Origin of the sequence: Streptomyces sp. NPDC008001 (assembly GCF_042958085.1) — a bacterium.
Classification (GTDB): domain Bacteria; phylum Actinomycetota; class Actinomycetes; order Streptomycetales; family Streptomycetaceae; genus Streptomyces.
This window is the reverse complement of sequence record NZ_JBIBIZ010000001.1, coordinates 767,052-787,574: the sequence shown is the minus strand read 5'-3', so window position 1 is coordinate 787,574 and position 20,523 is coordinate 767,052. Positions and strand designations below refer to the sequence as shown.

The following is a 20,523-nucleotide window of genomic DNA, read 5'->3' as shown; positions in this document are numbered from 1 at the left end:
CGTAAGGTCACAACTGCCAATTCGAGGCGCGACGGCGGCGGCTTCGTACGCGCTCACGGTTGCGGTCACAGCCGATGGCGGCTGGGCTCTCGTCCCCGACCGGCTTCTCGTGCAGTCTGTTCCCATCGGCCCTCAAAGGCCGGCAAGGCGCCTGCGGCCGCCGGCATACGGCCGGAGCCGTCTCGGCGGAGCGGGCGAGGTCGAAGGGGGATGGTGGTGGACGGATCTGCTGGGGCCTGGCCTGCGCTCGGGGTGGGCATCGGCTGGCGGGACGAGATCGACGTCGTCGTGGAGCAACTCCCGGGCGTCGAATGGGTCGAGGTCGTCGCCGAGAACATCTGCCCGGACCACCTGCCGGAGTCGATCCGGCTCCTGCGCCGGCGCGATGTCCCTGTCATCCCTCATGGCGTGACGCTCGGCCTGGGCGGCGCGGACCTTCCTGACGAAGCACGGCTGGACAGGCTGGCCCGGGTCGCGGCGGCCTTGGACGCCCCGCTGGTGACGGAGCACCTGGCCTTTGTCAGGGGCAGAGGGATGGAGGCAGGACACCTGCTGCCGGTGCCCCGTACACGTGAGGCGCTGGACGTACTGGCCGAGAACGTACGGATCGCCCAGCAGGAATTGCCTGTGCCGCTTGCGCTCGAGAACATCGCCCCGCTTTTCTCCTGGCCGCAAGAGGAATTGTCCGAGGCGCAGTTCCTCACCGAATTGGTCGACCGGACGGGTGTGGGGCTGCTCATCGACGTCGCCAACCTTTACACCAGTCAGGTCAATCTGGGGATGGACGCCGTAGCCGAGATCGCCGCACTGCCGGTGGAGGCGATCTCCTACGTCCATGTGGCGGGCGGCCGGCTGATCGACGGAGTGTGGCACGACACGCATCAACACGCCCTGACCCGGCCGGTACTGGACCTGCTGGCGGAGCTGTGCGAGCGGATCACACCTCCTGGAGTGCTGCTGGAGAGAGACGGCAACTATCCCCCGCCCCGCGAACTGGCCGGTGAACTGGGAATGATCCGGACGGCGCTCCAGGGGGATGCGGCAGGGGAACAGAGCGCCGTCCTGCCCGGATTTGAATTGAATGCCCGGCTCTCACTGTGATGCACTCCTCCTCCGCTCACGCGTGAACGTCCGCCCACCGGGCATCACCACACTGATCCGCGGCACCAACCGCCCGGAGGACCGAGGGGAACTCATGTGGACCATACCCTTCCTCATTTGCGCCGCGCTCGTGGCCACGAGCGCATGGCGCCTGCGCCGAACCTTCCGGTCCCTGCAGCGCGCCTCCGCTCCGGGTGACCTCCGGGCGCAGGAACTCTCCCTGTACGACGCCGCCTACCTGTCCGGCGGCCAGACGCGTGCGGCGGTGACCGCTCTCGTGGCCATGCGTCTCGATGGCCGGCTGATCGTGTCGCGCTCCGGCACGGTCACGGTGACGGATCCCCACCCGCGCAACGCCGTCGAAGCCGCGATCATCGACGCGGCCGGGCCCACCCGTCAGCGGCCTCTGCGCGATCTGGCCCGCAGCGTGCGCACGAGCGAGGCCATCCGCGCGATCGGCGCACGGCTGGACCGCGCGGGGCTGCTCCACAGGCCCGTCGGATTGCACCAGTACCGCGAGCTGAGCGCGTCGCGCGCGTTCCACGGCTGGATGCTGGTGGCGGCGCTCGTCGTCGGCGTCGTGACCGTACCGCTCACCGCCAAGACGACCGGAAGCGGGGGCGTGTGGTCCCTGCTCGCCTTCCTCCTCCTGCTCGCGCTCGGTTCCGCAGCGGTGATCCGCTACCGGGATCCGGACACCGGCAGGAGCCGCGCCGACGGCCGGAAATGGCTCGCGTCCGTACTGGGCGGCGACGAAGCCTGGCATCCGCACGACGTGGGGCTCGATGCGGCCATCGGCCCCAGGCTCGAGCCCTTCGCCCTGGGCAGTACCGACCACGTTCCGGGCATGGAGGACAGTGAGGTGCAAACGCTCCTGAGCGAATTCGCGGCTGCCGCCACCAGCACCAACACGAGCGCGAAGACGAGCACGAGCACCCGGAAGACGAGCAAGAGCACCCGGCGGTCGGCAACCGCCGCCTCCACCGCCACGGGCGCGGCGGCCGCCGGCTACGCCAGTGGGTACACGCCCTCGGGCCCGAGCGGGTGCGGCACGAGCAGCGGGCACGATGGTGGCCACAGCAGTTGCGGGGGCCACAGTTGCGGTGGGTGCGGAGGAGGGTGCGGCGGCTGCGGGGGCTGACCACGGGGCCTCGGACGCCCGACCGGTCCGGCGCACCGCCGCTGTCCGGAGTCAGGTGCTGAGCAGCCGGTTGAAGAACGACCGGTACTGGCGCAGGGCCTTGCGCAGGTCCTCGGTGTCCACCTGCTCGCCCTGGCTCCACTGCCCTTCCAGGTCGTGCTTGTGCTGGGCGAACGTGGCGGCCAGATTCTGCATCACGTCGGCGACGAGGGAGTCGGCGGCGTGCACGGCGTCGCGGGGGTCGTCGACGAACCGGCTCTGGATCTGCTGCCAGCGCTCGCGGAAGCCCTTCTCGTCCTCCCCGGAGAGCAGGGCGGGAGTCTCCTCCTCCGTCGTCTCCGCTTCGGCGGGCTCCTCGGCTCGCTCGGGTCGCTCGGCTCGCCCGTATGCCGTTTCGGTCCGTCCGTATGCCGTTCCCGTGGCTTCGCCCGGGTAGGTCGGGACCTTGTTCTCCTCCTCCGCTTTCGTATCCGCTGCTCCCGTATCCGCCGGCCGGGCGGCCGGCTGGGCGAGATCATCGGTCGACAGACCGCTTTCCTCGCGGTCCGGCAGGTCGTCGTTGTTTCGCATGGCTTCCTCCGCCCCGGCCGTCCCGACTGTTCCGGCCGGGTGTGAGCGGGTGCGTCAGGTGCGGGCGCGCTGGGCCCGTCCCCCGTCGGAGAGCAGCTCGTCGAAGAGGGCGCGGTAGTGGACCATGGCCCCCCTCAGCTGCTCGGTGGTGACCTTGCTCCGGGTGCTGAGCGTTTCGATCTCATGGGCGTCGCGGTAGTGCCCGAGGGTGCGGCCGTGCTCGACCGACAGGTCCTTGAGCTGCTGCTCGAACCCCTCGGTGGGGTAGCCGCGCTCGTGCAGCAACGAGGTCACCAGGCGATCCGCATCGTGTACGGCCTGCTCCGGCCGGTCCACGAACTCTTCCTGCACGCTGGTCCACTCCCGGGCGTACCGGCCCCGGGTGGCATCCGGCAGGGGCTTGATGTCCAGCGAGTCGTGGCGCTTCTCCCGGGCCCGGAGTTCCCGCTCGCCGGCCAGCCGGCCGCCGGACGCCTCGACGGTCCGCTCGTACTCGGGGCCGAAGCGGTCGCGGAGACGGCGCCGCCGGGTGATCAGCAGGGCTCCCGTCGCAACCAGGGCGACAACCACCACGATGGGAATGACGATCGCGAGAAGTGTCCCTGTGGACATGGGGCGACCTCCTCCGTGAGGGGAAGTAGAACCCAGTCTAGGCGCCATGTTTCATGTTTTGGGCGGCAGAAAGCGCCAGATGCGGTGGGTGTCCGGCTGTCACTCGCAGTGGTGTCGGCGGCCTGCCGGTGGGATGTCGGCGGCCACGTACAAGATGGTGCGCATGACCCAGCTTCTCGCAGCACCCGACGACGTCCGCCCCGTCACCGCTCTCGACGACGGGTCCGGGCCCAACCTGCTGGTGGTCCACCCGGGTGGCGGCGACGCCACGACCTGGGACGGTGTCACCCGTCACCTGACCGATGACTTCCGCGTCGTCAGGGTCAACCGGCGGATATACGCCCCCGGAGCGGACGTTGCACTTCCCCACTCGATGGCCGTCGAGGCAGCCGACATCGTGCGCGTCGCGGAGCTCCTCGACGGCCCGGTGCTTCTCGTAGGGCATTCCTCGGGTGCCGTCGCCGCGCTTGAAGCGGCGCTGCTCGCCCCGTCGGCGTTCGCCGGGCTCTTCCTCTACGAACCGCCCCTGCCCACCCGGGAGCCGATCGCCGGGGCCGCGGGCGTCCGTGCCCGGGCCGCGCTGGACGGGGGCGACCCAATCGAGGCGATGCGGATCCACCTGCGGGACATCGTCCGCATGCCGGCGAGCACGGTCGATGCGATCTTCGCCGACCAGGCGGGGCGAGCGGCGTGTTGCGCCTACGCGACGGCGCAGATCGCGGACGACGAGGCGATCGACGCGCTCGGCGTCGGCATCGACCGCTTCGCGGGCCTCGCGACGCCGGCGACCCTGATCGAGGGCGACCTCAGCCCCGCCCACTTGCGCGAGCGCCTGTCCGATCTTGCGGCAACCCTGCCGCATGCGCGGACCGTCACGCTCGCCGGCCAGGGGCACGTCGCCCACCTCACCGCTCCCGGCGCACTGGCCGCCGCGATCCGGGAGACGGCGGAACAGGTTCTCCCCGTATAGGGCAACGGATAGAGCAACCGGGAAAACGCACAAAGCAACCGGCGGAAACGACGGAAAGGCCGCGCGCCCGACGGGAGGTCGGAGGGCGCGCGGCCTGCCACAGGCGTTGTTCGCCTTGTGGCCCCTCGGCGGCTGGAACCGGGGCTTACTTGTTGATCAGGGCGTTGTCGTGGCTGCTGTTGCCGACGCCGACCACGGAGACGACGTTGCCGCCGATGTTCGGGGAGACGCGCGGGGCGACCTGCACCACGTTGCCGGCGGCCACGCCCGGGGAGTTCTGCGTGGCGCCGACGGCCTGGCCGTCCGCGCTGGCGGCGACAGCGCCGGCACCGAGGGCGGCAGCGGCGAGTGCGGTCACGGCGGCGGCCTTGCGGATGCTCATGGTTCTCTCCAAAAGGTGGAAGGGGGGAGGTAAGCCAGGGGAAAATCTCTGGCAAGAACGAGTCTTGCGTAGGAAAAACTGCTGGCGCTACGAACAGCCCGTATGTTCATCCTCCTTCGTGATCACGTCCCCGGCATTGACCCCCTACGGGTACGACAGGGCAATTCCCTGACGAACAAACACAGTTGAGAGATGCGTGCGATGGACATGCATGCACGCCCCATCGGCTGCGGAGGCTGGGGCGCATCATCGACGCGCCGCACCACCCCGCGGGTTTTGTATCCGGCAGGTATCAGGCAGCGCTTGGTTGCCCATCGAATCGGTGCGCCGGCCCCACGGCGCAGGACGCCGGAGCGCCCTGTCCCCTCCTGCTGTCCGGGCTGGCGCCCACCCCAGTTGACCTGCGTATTCGCGGGCGCGAGCCAGGCGGGAGGGAACGCCCTGCGTGTCCCTCCGCACGACCCGTACGACCCTTGCGACACGGCCGCCGCGCCCGGTGTCTGCCGTATCGTTCCTTTCAGGTGCCGGCTGGGCGTACAGCCGGGGCCGGCGTCTCACCCGCACCGCTGAACCGTCCGAACAGGAGCTGCCCGCCCGTGTCCTCGTCTCCCCCGGCCGGGGCCCCTTCGCCCCCCGTTCGCGTGCTGCTGGTGGAAGACGACGACCTGATGCGCCGGTCCTTCACCGTCGCCCTGGAGCGCTACGGCTACGAGATGAAGGCCGCGGCCGACGGTCTCACGGGGCTCGAACTGTTCCGGGACGAAGCCTTCGACCTGCTGATCCTGGACGTGATGCTGCCGGGTCTGGACGGGATCGGCCTGTGCCGCAGGGTCCGGGAGACCAGCTTGGTGCCGGTCCTGATGATGTCCGCGCGCGGCGACGGGCTCGACGTCGTCGCCGGCCTGGAGGCCGGAGCGGACGACTACGTGGTCAAGCCGGTGGACACCTACGTCCTCGTGGCCCGCATCCGTTCGCTCCTGCGGCGGGCGACCTACGCGGCCGCCCCGGAACCCGGGCGCGCCGCAGCCGAAGGCCCGTCATCCTCCGGAGGAGAGGTGCTGGTCTTCGGGGACCTGGCCATCGACACCGGCGGCATGGAGGTGTCCGTCTCCGGGAGCCCGGTGGCGCTGACCCCGACCGAGCTGAAGCTGCTCCTCGAGTTCGCCGCGCACCCAGGCATGGTGCTGGAGCGGCACACGCTGCTGCGCAACGTCTGGGAGTACGGCTGGGACGGTGACAGCCGAGTCGTGGACCTGTGCGTGCAGCGGCTGCGCAGGAAGCTGGGGCGGGAGCGGATCGAGACGGTCCGCGGCTTCGGCTACAAGTTCAGGCGCTGAGAGCGGTGCGTTCGTTCCACCGGCTGCGGCCGGCCCGCGCGTCCCTGCGCTGGAAGATCGCCGCGCTGGCCGCGGCCACGGCGTGCCTGGTGGCGATCGCGGTGGGCGTGCTCGTGCACCTGTGGACCGCGCGCGACATCCACGACCGGGCCGATCAACAGGCATTCAACAGCATCTACTCGGCCATGGACGTCTACCGGCGCACCGGAACGCTGACGAACGGCGCCGAGCTCGATCCGCCCGATCTGCCCGCCGCCCTGCGTCACCCGGCCGACGGTGACCGGCACACCGCCTACGACGGGCGCGTCGACGGGAACCTGGGGCCGAGCGTCTGGGCCGCCCAGCGGACCGGCGGCCCGGGCAGCCGGGTGCTGGCCGTCCAGGTCAACATGAGCTCGGAGCTCTACGGGCTGCGCCGGCTCGACATGAGCATGGCGGTAGCCTCGCTGATCGCGCTCGCAGCGGCCGTGCCCCTGGCGGCCTACGGCGCCGGGCTGCTCGGCCGCCGGCTGCGGCGGGTCTCCGAGACCGCGGGCCGGATCTCCGCCGGTGACCTGGACGCCCGGACCGGGCCCACCAAGGGGCACGACGAGGTGGCCGACATCGCCGCCACCGTCGACCTCATGGCCGACAGCCTGGGCCGGCGACTGCGCACCGAACGCCAGTTCACCGCGGACGTGGCCCATGAGCTGCGCACCCCCGTCGGCGGTCTGCTGGCCGCCGCCGACCTGCTGCCGCCCGGTGAGACGGAGGACCTGGTCCGGGCCCGGGTGCGCGATCTGCGCGGCCTGGTCGAGGACCTGCTGGAGATCTCCCGGCTGGACGCGGGCGCCGAACAGCCGGTCCGGGCCCGTGTCCCGCTCGGCGCGGTCGTCGCCGAGGCCGTGGCGCGCACCGGCCTCGACACCGAGGTCACCGTCACCGCAGCCGGGGCCGTCACCGGCGCCGACACCCATGCCGGGGCGCAGCGCGACGAGGACGCCACGACCGTGGAGACCGATCCCCGCCGCCTGGAGCGGATCGTCAGCAACCTCGTCGTCAACGCCCACCGGCACGGAGCGACCCCGGTACAGGTCGGCGTCGGCGGCCGTACGGTCGTCGTCCGCGACCACGGCCCCGGCTACCCGGCGGACCTGCTGCTCCACGGCCCGCGCCGGTTCCACACGGGCGCGGCGGAGCGCGGCTCGGGCCACGGCCTGGGCCTGACCATCGCCCTGGGCCAGGCCCGGCTCCTGGGCGCCGAGCTGCGCCTGGACAACGCTCCGGACGGTGGCGCCGTCGCCACCTTGCACCTGCCGGACTGACCGCCCCGGCACGCGTCCATCCGTTGAGGGCTGCCGCCCCCACCCCTGCAGAACCTCCGGAACCTTCAGTACCTACAGAACTGCTACGAACCGGCGCGGGCGCCGATACACGGCCGCCCAGGCCCCGATACGTTCCCCGGACACCCTTCGAAGTGCACGTTTCCGCACCGAAGAGGAGTCCCTGTGAGCGCCCCCGCCCCCTTTCCCCCGCACGCGACGCACACGACGCCCGGGATCGCGGCCGCCACCACCGATCTGACCAAGGTCTACGGAAGCGGCGACACCCAGGTCGTGGCCCTGGACCGGGTCAGCATCGGCTTCCGCGAGGGCGAGTTCACCGCGATCATGGGCCCCTCCGGCTGCGGCAAGTCCACCCTGATGCACTGCGCCGCCGGGCTCGACTCGCCCAGCTCCGGTTCCGTGCGCATCGGCACCACCGAACTGAGCACGCTCAACGACCGGCAGCTCACCGAGCTGCGCCGCGACCGGATCGGCTTCATCTTCCAGGCCTTCAACCTGCTGCCGACGCTGACCGCGCTGGAGAACATCACCCTGCCGCTCTCCATCGCCGGGCGCCGGCCCGATCAGCAGTGGCTGGACCGCGTGGTCGCCATGGTCGGCCTCTCCGAGCGCCTCGGCCACCGGCCCGCGCAGCTCTCCGGCGGCCAGCAGCAGCGGGTCGCGGTGGCCCGCGCCCTGGTCTCCCGCCCCGCGATCGTCTTCGGCGACGAGCCCACCGGCAACCTCGACTCCCGCGCCGGGAGCGAGGTCCTCGGCTTCCTGCGCGACTCGGTCCGGGAGCTGGGGCAGACCGTGGTCATGGTGACCCACGACCCCGTCGCCGCCGGCTACGCCGACCGCGTGGTCTTCCTCTCCGACGGACGCCTGGTCGACGAGATGACACGGCCCACCCCGGACCGGGTCCTGGACCGCATGGCGGGACTCTCCCGGGACAACCGCGCCGAGGCCCCCGCCTCCGGCCCCCGCTCGCACACCGGCTGACCCGCGCCCGCGCCGTTCGTCCTCGTCCTTCCCCGTTCCCGAAAGCTGCCCATGCTGAAAACAGCCCTGCGCAACGTCCTGGCGCACAAGGCCCGTCTGGTCATGACCGTCCTCGCGGTCTGCCTGGGCGTCGCGTTCGTCTCCGGCACCCTCGTCTTCGCGGACTCGTCCGCCGCGGCCTACCGCGCCGCCGCGTCGAAGAGCTTCGCGGGCGTCGCGGTCACGGTGACCGCGAAGGAGCCCCCGCCGGGGACCGCCGCGAACGAGCACGCCGACGTGCTCGACGATGCCCTCGCGCGGAAACTGGCGGGCGTGCCCGGTGTCGCCGCCGTACGGCCCTCGGCCGAGGGCTCGGCCGTTCTGAACGCCGCCGACGGCACTCCGATGCGGGCCGACAAGGCGTGGGCCCATCCGGCCGCCGCCTACGTGCCGGGTAAGGACAGCAAGGACAGCCGCTATCCGCTGGTCAAGGGCCGCGCCCCCGCGAACGGCGGCGAACTGGCCGTGGACAGCGGCACCGCGGCCGCCGGTCACTTCCGCATCGGCGACATGGTCACGCTGGCCACCGACGGCCCGGTCATGACGAAGCGGCTCGTCGGCATCGTCAGCACCAAGGACTCGCGGGTGACCGCCGGCGGCACGCTCGCCCTGTTCGACAAGGCGACCGCCCAGCACCTCTTCGCGACCCCCGGCCACTACACCGGGATCGACCTGTCCGCCACGCCCGGCACCAGCCAGGCCGAGCTCTCCCAGCGGGTCACCTCTGTGCTCCCGGCCGACAAGGCCGTGGCCACGAGCGGCAGCGCGCAGGCCGCCCAGCAGGCCACCAATGTCGACATGCAGACCCGTGGCTACAAGAAGATGCCGATGATCTTCGCCGGGGTCGCCCTGTTCATCGGCTCGTTCCTCGTCGTCAACACCTTCACCATGCTCATCAGCCGGCGCACCCGTGAGATCGCGCTGCTGCGGGCGATCGGCGCCTCGCGCCGCCAGGTGGTCCGCTCCGTCCTGCTGGAGGCCCTCCTGGTCGGCCTCGCCGCGTCGGCGGCCGGATTCGTCCTCGGCCTGGGCATCGCCTCCGTGCTGCCCGACGTGCTCGGCACCGGCTCGGACCCGCTGCCCCGCGGCCCCCTCGTGATCGGCCCGCGCTCCGTCGCGGCGGCGCTCGGCGTGGGCGTGGGCGTCACCGTGCTCGCCGCCTGGCTGCCCTCCCGCAGGGCAGCGAAGGTCGCGCCCGTCGAAGCGATGCGCTCGGCCGAGCAGCCGCCTTCCGCCACCCGGTCCCGGATCCGCGCCGTCGCGGGCCTGGCCCTCCTCGCCCTCGGCGCCGGCCTGCTGATCTCGCTCACGGGGGCCAAGGACGCCTCGGAGGCGAACCTGCAGACCGCGATGCTCGGCTGCGTCGCCCTCGTCGTCGCCATGATCGTGCTGGCGCCGCTGCTCGCCGCCCCCGTACTGCGGCTGACCGGACGGCTGACCCGCCGCTTCGGGGTCACCGGCCGTCTTGCGCAGGAGAACGCGCTGCGCGACCCGCGGCGCACCGCCGCCACCGCCTCGGCCCTGATGATCAGCACGGCGCTGGTCGCCGGGCTCGCCGTCATCGGCAACTCCACCGGGCAGGCCCTCGACCACCAGGCCGCGGCCGGCCTCGGCGCCGACTACGTGATCGGCACCCGTACCCCCACCCTCACCGTCGACCCGGCCGCCGTCCAGCGCGTGGCCGGCACCCCCGGGGTACGGACCGCGACCGCCGTCACGGACTCCACCCTGTTCGCCGGCGGCAGTGTCCGGGAGATCTCCGGAGTCGACCCCGCCACCGTGAAGGAGGTCATGAAGCTCGACCTCACGAGCGGCTCCCTCGCGGACCTCGGCCCGGGCCGGATCGCCCTCTCCAGCTCCCTCGCCCGGGAAAACGGCGTGAGCACGGGCGGCAGGATCAACGCCAGCATGGGCCGCTCCCAGGACTTCAAGAAGTACACGGTCGTGGCCGTCTACAAGGACAACCCCATCGCGCACGGCGCGCTGGGCGCCCGTACCGAGGTGGCGAAGAACAGCTTCAACCCCGGCTCCGTCCAGCGGATCCTCGTCCGCACCGAGGACGGCGCGGTCTCCAAGAACACCGAGGACCGGCTGCGCACCGCCGTGGGCAACAACCCGCTGCTGAAGGTGCAGGACCGGAAGACACTCGTCCGTGAGGCCGCCGGCACCATGGGAGACCTGCTGACCCTGATGTACGGGCTGCTCGCCATCGGCGTCGTGATCGCCGCCCTCGGCATCGTGAACACCCTGGCCATGTCGGTCGCCGAACGCACCCGCGAGATCGGCGTCCTGCGCGCCATCGGCTTGGACCGCGCCGGGATCCGGCGGATGATCCGCCTGGAAGCGGTGACCGTCGCCGCCTTCGGCACCCTCCTCGGCCTGGCGGGCGGGCTGTTCAGCGCCTGGGCGGTCGGCTCGCTGGCCAACGGCGCGATGGAGCAGTACTCCCTCGCGCTGCCGTGGGGGACGCTGCTCCTCGTGTGCCTGGTGTCCCTCGCGGTCGGCGCGGTCGCGGCCGCCGTCCCGGCCCGCCGGGCGGCTGCCCTGAGCCCGCTGGAAGCCGTGGCGGAGGCCTGATCCACGCCGGCGGCGGCCACCGGGCGCCGCCGCCGGCCCGGCTCACCCCTGCTTCGTGAGGGCGTCCGCCAGTTCGCGTGCGTGGTCCGCTGCCGACGGGCCGCGAGCGGGGTCCGGGGCTTCCGAGAGGAAGACCAGGGCCAGCATGAGTGCGGTGTCCAGGCGGCAGGCCAGCACGGCCGGGTCGGTGGCGGCCGGTGGTGCTTCGCGCAGGGTCGTGTAGCCCGCCCGCAGGGCTTCCGGGTCGAGCTGGTTCTCGGGATAGCGGGCGTATTCGGTGAGTCTGCCGAATTCGAGGGTGCCGTCGCCGAGCAGGGCGTTCGACCAGTCCAGGAGGGCCTCGACCCGGCTCTCGCGGCGCCGGATGTTGGCGCTGCGGACGTCCAGGTGGACGAGTGCGGACTCGGTGATGCCGGAGAGGTGGCGGGCGAGGAGCGCGGGGTCCGGTGGGGCGGGCCAGTCGGCCACGTACCGGCCGGTCTCCACCCACCTGCGCCGGATGCGGGTGGCGAGCACCTGGCGGGTGGTCAGGCCCTCCGACGCCACGGGGACGAGCCTGCGCGGCGGTGGCAGGCGGTGGAGGCGGGCGAGGAGCTCACCGAGGCCGAAGCCGTCCACGCGGGACGCGTCGTCGGGGACGTAGAGGGACAGGAGGACGTCGGGGGACGCCGGGTCGTCGGCGAGGTGCAGTTCCAGCGGCTCGGCCACCGGGAAGCCGTGGGCCGCCAAGTGGCGGGTGATCTCGTACTCCTGGACCAGCAGGGCCCTCGTGTCGACCTGCGGGTCGTTGGCGTTGGAGTCGAAGCGGCGGTGCGCGAGCCGCAGGGCGACGTCCCGGCCGTCCCGGTCCCGGGCGGAGTAGACGGAGAATTCGAGGCCGCTGCCGACCGGCGTCAGGTCGTCGAGCTTCCAGCGTTCGGCCAGACTGCCGAGGAGATCGGTGGGGCGGGTCATCGGGGCGCGGTGCTCCGTTCAGTCGTCTCGTTCGGATGCTGGTTCAGGCGTCAGCCCGGATTCGTTCGCTGCGGATTCTCCAGTCGCTTCAGTCGCTCCGGTCGCTCCGGTCGCTCCGGTTGTCGTCTCGTACCGGGCCCGGCCGTCCCGGAACAGGACGGGCGCGACCGCCAGGGCCAGGGCCAGTATCACCGCGCCGCCCGCCGCGAAGGCCGTGCGCGGCCCGGTCGCCTCGGTGAGCGCGCCGAAGAGCAGGGCGCCGAGGGGCATCGTGCCCCAGGCGAACAGGCGGTACACGCCCGTCGCGCGCCCCAGCAGCCGGTCGGGGATGAGGCCCTGGCGCAGGGACACCGCCACGACGTTCCACAGCATGAGGGCGAATCCGCTCGCGCTGTAGGCCACCGCGACCACGGCGACGCTGCCGGTCGCGGCCACGGCCGCTCCCGCGGCGCCGATGAGGACGAGGCCGCCCAGGAGGGTGGGGACGCGGCCCGCCGCGCGGCTGATGCGGCTCGCGGTGGCTCCGCCGATCACGCCGCCGACTGCGCCGGCCGCCACGAGCGCCCCGTACGCGGCGGACGGGAGGTGCAGTACGTCGCGCACGAGGATGACGAAGACGGCCACCTGGCCGAGGTAGACGGCGTTGATGAGCCCGGCGGAGACGGTCAGGGCGCGCAGCAGGGGGTCGCGCACCACGTGCTCCAGGCCCTCCCTGATCTCCCCGAGGAGGTGCGGCCGGCCCGCCGGGGGCGCGGGGCGCGGCCCGCGGACGCCCCGGAGCAGCGCCGCGGAGGCCAGGAAGGACAGTGCGTCCAGCACCAGGGGAACGGCCCGGCCGGCTGCGAAGAGGATGCCTCCGAGGACGTGGCCCAGCAGGTCGCGGCCCACGGTCTGGACGGCGAACAGGCGTCCGTTGGCCGCTTCGAGCCGGTCCTTGGGGACGACGCCGGGCAGGAGCGCGAAGGAGGCGCAGTCGAAGAGCACCTCCCCCACGCCGAGCAGGAACGCCGCCGCCACGAGCGGCCAGAACGTCAGCCGGCCGGTGGCGAGGAGGACGGCGGTGACGATCAGGGTGCCGGCGCGGAGCAGGTCGGCGAGGACCATCAGCCGCTGTCTTTCGAACCGGTCGGCGTACGCGCCGGCCGGGAGTCCGAACAGCAGCCAGGGCACGGTCGTGGCCGCGGTGACCACGGAGACCTGGAACGCTTCGTGGAGCAGGGCGGCGGACAGCAGGGGCAGGGCGGCGAACCGCATGCCGTCGCCGACGGCGGAGATCCCGGCGGCGCCGGTCAGCCGGTGGTACGCGGTGCCGAAGCCCGCGGGTGCGGCCGGTCCGGTCGTGCCGGTGGTGCCGGTCGTCATCGCGGCCGTCCGGGCGAGAAGACCGCGCAGCGCAGCTCGCTGGTGTACCGGCGGCCGTCGACCTCCAGCCAGCGCTCGCCGGGGGCGGGCAGCATCTCGGAGATCTCCACCGTGCCGCCGGTCCCGCGGGCCAGCCTGCTGAGCTGGCGTACGAGCAGGGGGGCGTCCCAGTCGACGTAGAGCGGCTTGGGCTCGCCGGGGATCTTGGCGAAGACGTGCCGGGGCAGGCCGTGGGCGGTGCGCAGCCGGCGCGCGGCGAGATACTCCGCGGCGTCGTCGGCGGCCATGCGGCTGCCCGACAGGCTGGGCCCGCGCAGGGCGTCCGCGGAGATGCGCCACGTCTCGCGTTGCAGGACCACGCGCCCGCAGCGGATGCGCGGGATGTGGTCGAGTGCTTCCGCGCGCAGGCCGACGCCGCCGAAGTGGCGGGGAAAGGCGAAGGGCGAGAGCGGGTCCTGGAGGATGCTGGGGCCTCCGGCGGGAGGGGCCATGAGACGCAGTCTGCCGCCGACTCCGTGGGCGCGCAGTTCGAGGCGGCCGCCGGCCACGACCGCGTACAGCCGGGAGGGCTGGAGGACCTTGTCGCGGGTCTGCGGGGAGCGGCCGTACACCTCCAGGTCGTGGCAGGGGTAGCAGAGCTGGGTGGAGGACTTGTCGGGGTGGCCGCGGGAAAGGTTGACGAGGATCTCGTCGTCGTCCAGGAGGGAGAGGTAGCCGCGGTGGACCTCGGGGAGGAGTTCGGGGGTCCGTTCCTGGACGAGGGGGCCGAAGCTGGTGTGGGTGACGACTTCGCGCACGGCGTGGCAGTCGCCGATGACGGCGGTGAAGTCGCCGCGGGCCAGCGCCTCCCGGCTCTCGGCGGCGAAGAGGATGTCGGGGTTGCAGAGGGCGGACGGGGTGGCCGGGTGGGCGCCGAGGACGGCTTCCATCCGCTCGCGCGGTACGACGGTCTCGGGCCGGCCGGTGTCGTCGCCGAGCAGGGCGCGGGTGATCTCGGCGTCGAGGGCGGCGAGTTCGGCGTCGACGGCGGCGCAGTCGGCGGCCAGCCGGTCCCGGTCGCGGAAGAATTCTGCGTAGAGCCGGTCGAGGGGAATGACGGCGCCGGTGCCGAACCGGGCGGTCGCCCAGCGGGTGAGGATGCCGAGTTCGCGGCGCATGCGCAGCCGGGGGCCCGCCAGGACGGTCTCGTAGACGACGGACAGCTCGTCGGTGATGAACCGGGCGATGTCCGGGCCGACGGTGAGGCCGGCCAGCTCGCTGTGGGCCTCCTCGAAGAGGATGCTGCGGTCGGCGTAGTGCAGGCCCTGGTGGCGGTTGGCCGGGCCGCGGGTCAGCTTCTCGAACCGGTCCTTGGCGTCGGCGAGCAGGGCGGGGCGCCCGGCCGGGGGCAGCGCCGAGAAGCGGACCAGATCCTGCTCGAAGCGGTCGATCGCGGCGAGGAGCGGGCCGGCGAGCTCTTCGGGCGCGCCGGACAGCAGCTCGCGCAGAGCGGCCAGGGGCCGGGAATCGCCGACGGGGACCTCGAACTCGGCGATCACCCATTCGTGGTCGGTCAGGCGCCTCAGGGCCCGGTCGAAGGAGGTGATGCCGGGGCCTTCGCCGGGGCCGTGCTCGGCGTCCCAGGCGGTGCGCAGTTCCTCCACGGTGCGCTCGCCGTCGCAGTGCTCCCACAGCCAGGCCTCGGAGGCGGAGACGGCGGCGCCGCCGAGGTGGCGGAAGTCCCAGTCGGTGTCGAGCCCGTCCCGGGTGGTGAACGCGTACAGGTCGATGCGCCCGTCGCGGAGGAACGCCAGGGGGCGCCTGCGGGGGCGGACGCAGTCGCCGAGCCCCGGGATCTCCCCCGCCGCGGCGGCGAGGCGTTCCGCGGCCCAGTGGGTGAAGCAGGCGCGGCGTTCCAGGGGCTGCCGTGACGACCAGGTGATGCCCGGTTCGCCGGCGGCGGTCGTGGTGCGGCCGACGGTGAACGGCCCGAAGTGGGCGTGCGTCTCGTTCTTCGTGGTGATGCGCTGGAGGTACATGGCCAGCAGGTCGGTCATCTTGCGGGTGCGCCGCCCGGTGACGCCGGTGAAGGAGTCGAGCCAGGCGGCGAATCCGGGGTAGGCGGCGTCGTTGGACAGCAGGAGGACGTCCCGCAGGGACGGCTCGTCCGCGAAGGCGCGGGCCACGGCGGCGCCGGCCGCGTCCAGGCGTTCGCGGTGGCGGGCGGCGAACGCCGACCACTGGGCGGCGAGCGCGGCGGCGGTCTCCTGGTACGCGCGGAGGGTGCCGGCGGCGTCGCCGGGCAGCCCGGCGAGCTCGCTCTCGGGGACGGGGCGCAGTTGGCCCACCCATGACGACATCCGTTGCCGGCCCGGCACGCGGTGGTCCCGGAGCAGGGCCTTCACGTCGTCCGCGAGGGCGGTGAGGCGGGCCCGGCGGTCCATGAGGGCGTCGGCCTCCGCCGCGGCGGCGGTGTCCGCGAGCGGGGCGAGCAGTTCCATCGGGTAGCCGGCCTGGCGGAGGACGACGACGGGGACGAGGTGCCAGGCGCGGTCGGCGAGTGCGGGCGGGGCGGCGGGGGCGGGACGGTGCCCGGTGCCGGCGTCCGCGTCGGGGCCGGGGTCAGGAGCAGTCACGGAGGTCATGGTCCCGTCCTGGGCGTAGGAGGCGTGGCGGGCGTCGTGGACACGGGAGAAGGCGGCGGGGGCCCCGGCGGTGCGCCGGGCGCGGAGGCCCGCTCGTACAGCGCGTCCAGGACCGCCATGGGGTCGGCGGGCGGTGCCGGCAGCAGACCGGGCCTGCGGACCCAGGACTTGACGCGCGGGCCGTGGTAGTCCGAGCCGGCGGTGGCCACGATGCCGAGCGCGGCGCAGACCCGGGCGAGGCGGCTGCTCTCGGCCGGGGTGTGCCAGCTGGTCCACGCTTCGAGCCCGGAAAGTCCCGCGTCGCACAGGGGTTTGAGCAGGGCGGTGCACTCCGTCTCGTCCTCGGTGTCCAGGACGCGGGCGGGGTGGGCGAGGACGGCGGCGCCACCCGCGTCGGTGATCCACGTCAGGACGTCGAAGAGGCCCGGGCGCCAGGGCTGGGGGACGTGGAGCGGCCGGCCCGGGCGGCACCAGTCGGCCGCGATGCGGTCGTCCGCCGCCGGGGCGTACGGCGTGAACCTGGGGTCGTCGCCCGCGGTGGCGGCCAGCAGGGCGAGGTAGTCGCCGACGTAGGCGACCCGGTCCCCGCCGAGCCGTTCGGTCACGAGCTCCCAGGTGAGGGGGACTCCGATGGCTTGGACACGGTGGGTCCAGGTGCGCCACCAGTCGAGCTCGGCGTCGTGAACGCGGCGGATCCTGCGCCGGAAGAGCCGGTCCGCTGGGTCGGTGAAGTAGGCGAGGCAGTGCACTTCTTCGCCCCGCCATTCGGCCGTGACCTCGCAGCCGGGGACGACGGTGAGCGCGTCGCCGGCGGTCCGGGCGAAGGCGGCGACGCCCGCCATGGTGTTGTGGTCGGTGACCGCGGCGGCGCGCAGGCCGGCGGCCAGGCAGTGGCGGGCGACCTCCTCCGGAGGCTCGTCGCCGTCGGAGCAGCGGGTGTGCAGGTGCAGGTCGGCGGGGGTGGCACGGTGCGCGGGGACGCCGGGCATCATCCGGCCTCCGGGAGGGAGCGCCGCCAGGACGCGGCGAGCCAGCGCTCGTAGCCGGGCCCGGAGGGGGTGTCCATGACCAGGCAGTACGGTTCGATGACGCGGCCGGGCCCGCCGGCCAGGCCGCCGTGGAGCGTGGTCAGGTTGTGCCCGAAGATCAGGTCGCACTGGTCGCCCGGTACGAGCACTTCCCAGCGGGCCCGGAATCCGCTCCAGGTCAGGCCGGTGGCCATGACCACCTGGTGGCAGAACAGGCGGGCCGCCTCGCCCCGGCACTCCCCGCAGGTGCACCGTGCGGCGAGCGGCACGGCGGCGGGGTGGCGGGTGCGGTCCTTCTTGGTGAGGTCCGCCTCGCCGTGGTGGAACGACAGGCCGTGCCACAGGGGTTCCTGCAGGCCCAGCATGGCGCCGAAGGACGGGTACGGGCAGCCGTGTTCGGGCTGGCGCGCGAGGGCGGTGCGCAGGTTCTCGCCGATCCAGCGGGCCGCCGTGCCGGCCGGGTCGTCGCCGGTGGGGACGCCGCGCCGGTCGAGGACGTCCTCGACGATGCCGAGCCAGTCGTAGTACGTGGTGACGCTGAGGCCCTCGCCGGGGGCGGACAGGAAGATGCCCTGGTACATCTTGTGGGCGGGGGTGGTGGTGTAGCCGGTGGTGCCGAACTCCCGCCAGGCGGGGTCCCAGTCGGGCGCGTCCAGCAGGCTGGGGGTGAGGTACGAGCAGTGCTGGCCGTCGTGGTGCGGGAGCAGGGTGCGGGTGGGGAAGCCTTCGGGCACGTACGTCTGCTGGGGTTTGTCGGCTTCCAGGCGCATGCCGGCCGGGGCGCCGCGGGCGACCAGGGCGTCGCGGAGGCGTTCGGCGAGGGCGCGGGCGAGCCGGCGGCTGTCCTCGACTCCTTGCCGCAGCCGGCCGATGCGGAAGACGGCGAAGCCGGTGCGGTGCAGGTGGCCGGCGGCTTCGGCGGCGAGCCGGTCGAGTGCGGCCGCGCGCCGGGCGGGCGGGCCGGCGAGCAGCTCGGCGCAGTCGAGCTGGGCCTCGGCGGGAGCGAACCTCACTGCTCCTCCCGGGGGCTGTCCGGGGCGGTCCGCGCCGGGGAGCCGTCGGGGAGGGGGTCCGTCCAGGGCGCGAGCTGCGGTGCCTCGCAGTCGGTGCGGAAGAGGAACTCGAAGAGCAGCCGGGCGGCGATCTGTGCCGTGCTGCCGGACGGGTCGTAGCGGGGGGCGACTTCGGCGACGTCGAGGCCGCCGACGGGGAGGGCGCGCAGCTCTTCGTAGACGTCGAGGAGGTGGCCGGTGCCGATGCCGCCCATGGTGACGTGGCCGGTGCCGGTGGCGACGGCGCTGTCGAGGACGTCGATGTCGAGGGACACGTACACGGTGTCGCAGCGCTCGCCGAGCTCTTCCACGACCCGGCGCAGGGCCGCGGCGGCTCCGTCGCGCACGATGCGGGCGCCGGGCACCACATGGAATCCGCGGTCGAGGAGGTCCCTGAACTGGTCGTACTTGGTGACGTCGCCGACGCCGACGAAGGCGATGTCCTCTGGGCGCATGCCGGGCAGTTCGCTGATCCGGCGGGAGTTCGAGCCGTGATAGAGCGGCCCGTGGAGGGTGCTCCAGTTGCCGAAGTCGAAGTGGTGGTCGATGTTGACGAAGCCCACCCGTGCGGCGCCGCGGTCGAGCCGGCCGGCACGGAAGCCGGCGAAGGTGGGGAAGGTGGCCGAGTGGTCACCGTTGAGGAAGAGGAGGCGGCCGGCGGCCCCGCTGAGCCGCCGGCTCTCGGCGGCGACGGCCTGGAAGGTGCGGATCGTGTCGGTGGGATAGACGTGCAGGTCGCCCGCGTCGGCCACGCGCGGGGCGCGGTAGCGGAACGTCGCCCCGCTGCGGGTGTCCAGCATCCGCCACTGCCCCAGGCTGGTCAGGTAGCTGGAGAAGACCAGGCTCGCCTGCCGGATCGCCCGGGGGCCCTCGGCGGCTCCGGGGCGGGAGCTGGCCGTGGCGTCGAAGGGGACGCCGGCGGCCACCCAGCCGTCCTCGCCGGCGTCGGCGAGTGCGGCGGAGATGGCGGGGGCGCCGAAGAGGGTGGCGATTCCGGCCCAGCCGGGCAGCGGGTCCTGCTCGAAGTCCTCCGGTTTGACGCTGTGGTGCAGTGCCTCGAAGTCGGGCAGCTCAGGCAGGTCGGGCGGGTCGGGCAGCCGGGTCATGCGCTCTCCTGTGCGGGCCGGTCGTGGGGGGCTGGTGCGGAGGTGCGGACGATGCGGTGGGCGGCGGCGATCTTCTCCTGGAAGAGTTCCCAGCTGCGTTCCGGTGTGAGGTGGCGGGGCCGGTAGACGACCGGGGCGTCCTCGCGCCAGTGGGCGTAGTCCCAGTCGAAGATGCGGTCCCGCAGGCGCGGGAAGTCGGGGGTGAGGGGGTACGGGACGAAGTTGTAGAGGTTGAAGAGCCACAGGGCCCGGCTGTTCTCCTGGAGCCAGTCGACGGTCTGGGTGTGTGCCTCCTCCGTCTCCTCGTCCAGTCCGCCCATCATGTTGAGGACGACCTTCAGGCCGGAGTCGCTCAGGGCGTGGATCTTGGCGGTGTAGTCGTCGAGGCCGCGGGAGAGCTTGCCCAGCCGTTTGAGCATCTGGGAATCGGCGGATTCGAAGCCGAGTTCGACGGCGGCGACGCCGAGTTCGTGCATGGCGTCGATGATCCATTCCTTCACCTGCATGACGTGGGTCTGCACGATGAACCGGTATCCGGGGCGGTCGCGGAAGACCCGCAGGAGGTTGGCGACGGCTTCGCGCGACTGGCCGAAGGTCTTGTCCCCTATGTAGACGAGGCGCGTGCCGGGGAAACGGGCGGCGAGCTCGTCCACCTCGGCGGCCAGGGCGTCGCGGTCCACGAGCGTGAGCTGTTTGCTCCACGCGTCCCCGCAGAAGGCGCACTGGTAGAGGCAGCCGTGGCTGGCGTTGACCCGCAGCATCGGGACCTTGCCGGTGTATCCCGTCAGGTGCCGGTAGTCCGGCGCCCAGGTGATCCGCTCGGCCGACAGCCCGCGCTCGGCGGGCTTCTCGGTGCGGCCGCCCTCCGCCGCGGCGATGCGGACCAGCCGCGACACGAGGCCGGCGTCGAGCTGGCCCCTGTGGACGGTGTGCACGGCCCCCTCGGGCGCCAGCGGGGCCATGTTGCCCCCGAGGACGACGCGCCGCCCCGCGCCCTCCAGGCGCGCGGCGATGTCGAGGGCGAGCCGGAAGTTCTGGGCGAGCGGCGATATCAGCACCAGGTCCCCCCGTGCCGTCGCCCTCAGCAGCGGGTCGCAGCAGGCTTCGGCGTCGGCGGGGGTCCGCGAGAGGTCCTGGAAGCCGGAGTCGATGCCGGCGGTGTCCAGGAGCGCGGTCAGGTGGGCCACCCACAGCGGCATTTCCCACAGGCCGTCGGAGGGGATGAAGTATTCGGGAAGAAAGGCCCGGAATCGCCGGTCGTAGTCCTCGTAGTAAGCGGACAGCCGGGCATCGGGGTCATGGGAGGACGGGAAGGGCAACTGGACGATACAACTCTTGATCATGGTGCCCCCTGTACGGGGA

Annotated in this window: 16 protein-coding genes and 1 pseudogene; 7 read left to right on the top strand and 10 right to left on the bottom strand. The window is 72.9% G+C overall.

What is annotated here, in order from left to right; translation table 11 throughout:
• Positions 1–210 precede the first annotated feature (210 nt).
• Positions 211–1,056 (top strand): annotated as a pseudogene (locus ACFZCD_RS03005) (DUF692 domain-containing protein); the annotation flags it as partial.
• A gap of 139 nt (positions 1,057–1,195) precedes the next feature.
• On the top strand, positions 1,196–2,242 hold the full coding sequence (locus ACFZCD_RS03000) for a TIGR04222 domain-containing membrane protein (RefSeq protein ID WP_391827223.1): 1,047 nt from the start codon (positions 1,196–1,198) through the stop codon (positions 2,240–2,242).
• Positions 2,243–2,293: 51 nt separating this feature from the next.
• Here ACFZCD_RS03000 and ACFZCD_RS02995 read toward each other — a convergent pair whose 3' ends face one another.
• On the bottom strand, positions 2,294–2,812 hold the full coding sequence (locus ACFZCD_RS02995) for a hypothetical protein (protein ID WP_391827221.1): 519 nt from the start codon (positions 2,810–2,812) through the stop codon (positions 2,294–2,296).
• Between the two features lie 54 nt (positions 2,813–2,866).
• Positions 2,867–3,424 (bottom strand): hypothetical protein, encoded by a 558-nt coding sequence (locus ACFZCD_RS02990; RefSeq protein WP_391827219.1) that lies wholly within the window; start codon positions 3,422–3,424, stop codon positions 2,867–2,869.
• A gap of 163 nt (positions 3,425–3,587) precedes the next feature.
• On the opposite strand from ACFZCD_RS02990, the gene ACFZCD_RS02985 reads away from it, so the two are divergent.
• Positions 3,588–4,394 carry an alpha/beta fold hydrolase gene (locus tag ACFZCD_RS02985; RefSeq protein WP_391827217.1) on the top strand — a complete coding sequence of 269 codons (807 nt, stop codon included), beginning with the start codon at positions 3,588–3,590 and terminating at the stop codon, positions 4,392–4,394.
• A gap of 145 nt (positions 4,395–4,539) precedes the next feature.
• Here ACFZCD_RS02985 and ACFZCD_RS02980 read toward each other — a convergent pair whose 3' ends face one another.
• Positions 4,540–4,776, bottom strand: a complete 237-nt coding sequence (locus ACFZCD_RS02980; protein WP_391827215.1) for a chaplin family protein — start codon at positions 4,774–4,776, stop codon at positions 4,540–4,542.
• Between the two features lie 596 nt (positions 4,777–5,372).
• On the opposite strand from ACFZCD_RS02980, the gene cseB reads away from it, so the two are divergent.
• From cseB to ACFZCD_RS02960, 4 genes are all read left to right on the top strand, one after another.
• A complete protein-coding gene (gene cseB / locus ACFZCD_RS02975) occupies positions 5,373–6,113 on the top strand; it encodes a two-component system response regulator CseB (protein ID WP_391827213.1) in 741 nt (246 codons plus the stop codon).
• A complete protein-coding gene (locus tag ACFZCD_RS02970) occupies positions 6,110–7,417 on the top strand; it encodes a sensor histidine kinase (protein WP_391827940.1) in 1,308 nt (435 codons plus the stop codon). The genes cseB and ACFZCD_RS02970 overlap by 4 nt, the downstream gene beginning before the upstream one ends.
• Before the next feature lie 183 nt (positions 7,418–7,600).
• Positions 7,601–8,419: an ABC transporter ATP-binding protein gene (locus ACFZCD_RS02965; RefSeq protein WP_391827211.1), complete on the top strand. Its 819-nt coding sequence runs from the start codon at positions 7,601–7,603 to the stop codon at positions 8,417–8,419.
• Between the two features lie 51 nt (positions 8,420–8,470).
• A complete protein-coding gene (locus ACFZCD_RS02960; protein ID WP_391827209.1) occupies positions 8,471–11,035 on the top strand; it encodes an ABC transporter permease in 2,565 nt (854 codons plus the stop codon).
• Positions 11,036–11,077: 42 nt separating this feature from the next.
• Here the strand turns inward: ACFZCD_RS02960 and ACFZCD_RS02955 are convergent, their stop codons facing one another.
• From ACFZCD_RS02955 to ACFZCD_RS02925, 7 genes are read right to left on the bottom strand one after another with little or no spacing between them, the layout of a single operon-like run.
• Positions 11,078–11,989: a phosphotransferase family protein gene (locus ACFZCD_RS02955; protein ID WP_391827207.1), complete on the bottom strand. Its 912-nt coding sequence runs from the start codon at positions 11,987–11,989 to the stop codon at positions 11,078–11,080.
• Between the two features lie 18 nt (positions 11,990–12,007).
• A complete protein-coding gene (locus tag ACFZCD_RS02950) occupies positions 12,008–13,351 on the bottom strand; it encodes an MFS transporter (protein ID WP_391827205.1) in 1,344 nt (447 codons plus the stop codon).
• Positions 13,348–15,966 (bottom strand): lantibiotic dehydratase, encoded by a 2,619-nt coding sequence (locus ACFZCD_RS02945; protein ID WP_391827203.1) that lies wholly within the window; start codon positions 15,964–15,966, stop codon positions 13,348–13,350. The genes ACFZCD_RS02950 and ACFZCD_RS02945 overlap by 4 nt, the downstream gene beginning before the upstream one ends.
• A 5-nt stretch (positions 15,967–15,971) precedes the next feature.
• The gene (locus ACFZCD_RS02940; protein ID WP_391827201.1) at positions 15,972–16,964 is read right to left on the bottom strand and encodes a PHP domain-containing protein; all 993 of its coding nucleotides are present in this window, start codon (positions 16,962–16,964) and stop codon (positions 15,972–15,974) included.
• Positions 16,964–18,016, bottom strand: a complete 1,053-nt coding sequence (locus ACFZCD_RS02935) for a hypothetical protein (protein ID WP_391827199.1) — start codon at positions 18,014–18,016, stop codon at positions 16,964–16,966. The genes ACFZCD_RS02940 and ACFZCD_RS02935 overlap by 1 nt, the downstream gene beginning before the upstream one ends.
• Positions 18,013–19,161 (bottom strand): arginase family protein, encoded by a 1,149-nt coding sequence (locus tag ACFZCD_RS02930; protein WP_391827197.1) that lies wholly within the window; start codon positions 19,159–19,161, stop codon positions 18,013–18,015. Before ACFZCD_RS02930 ends, ACFZCD_RS02935 begins: the two co-directional genes overlap by 4 nt.
• Entirely contained in the window at positions 19,158–20,504 is a 1,347-nt protein-coding gene (locus ACFZCD_RS02925) for a B12-binding domain-containing radical SAM protein (RefSeq protein WP_391827195.1), read from the bottom strand. Before ACFZCD_RS02925 ends, ACFZCD_RS02930 begins: the two co-directional genes overlap by 4 nt.
• Between the last annotated feature and the right edge of the window lie 19 nt (positions 20,505–20,523).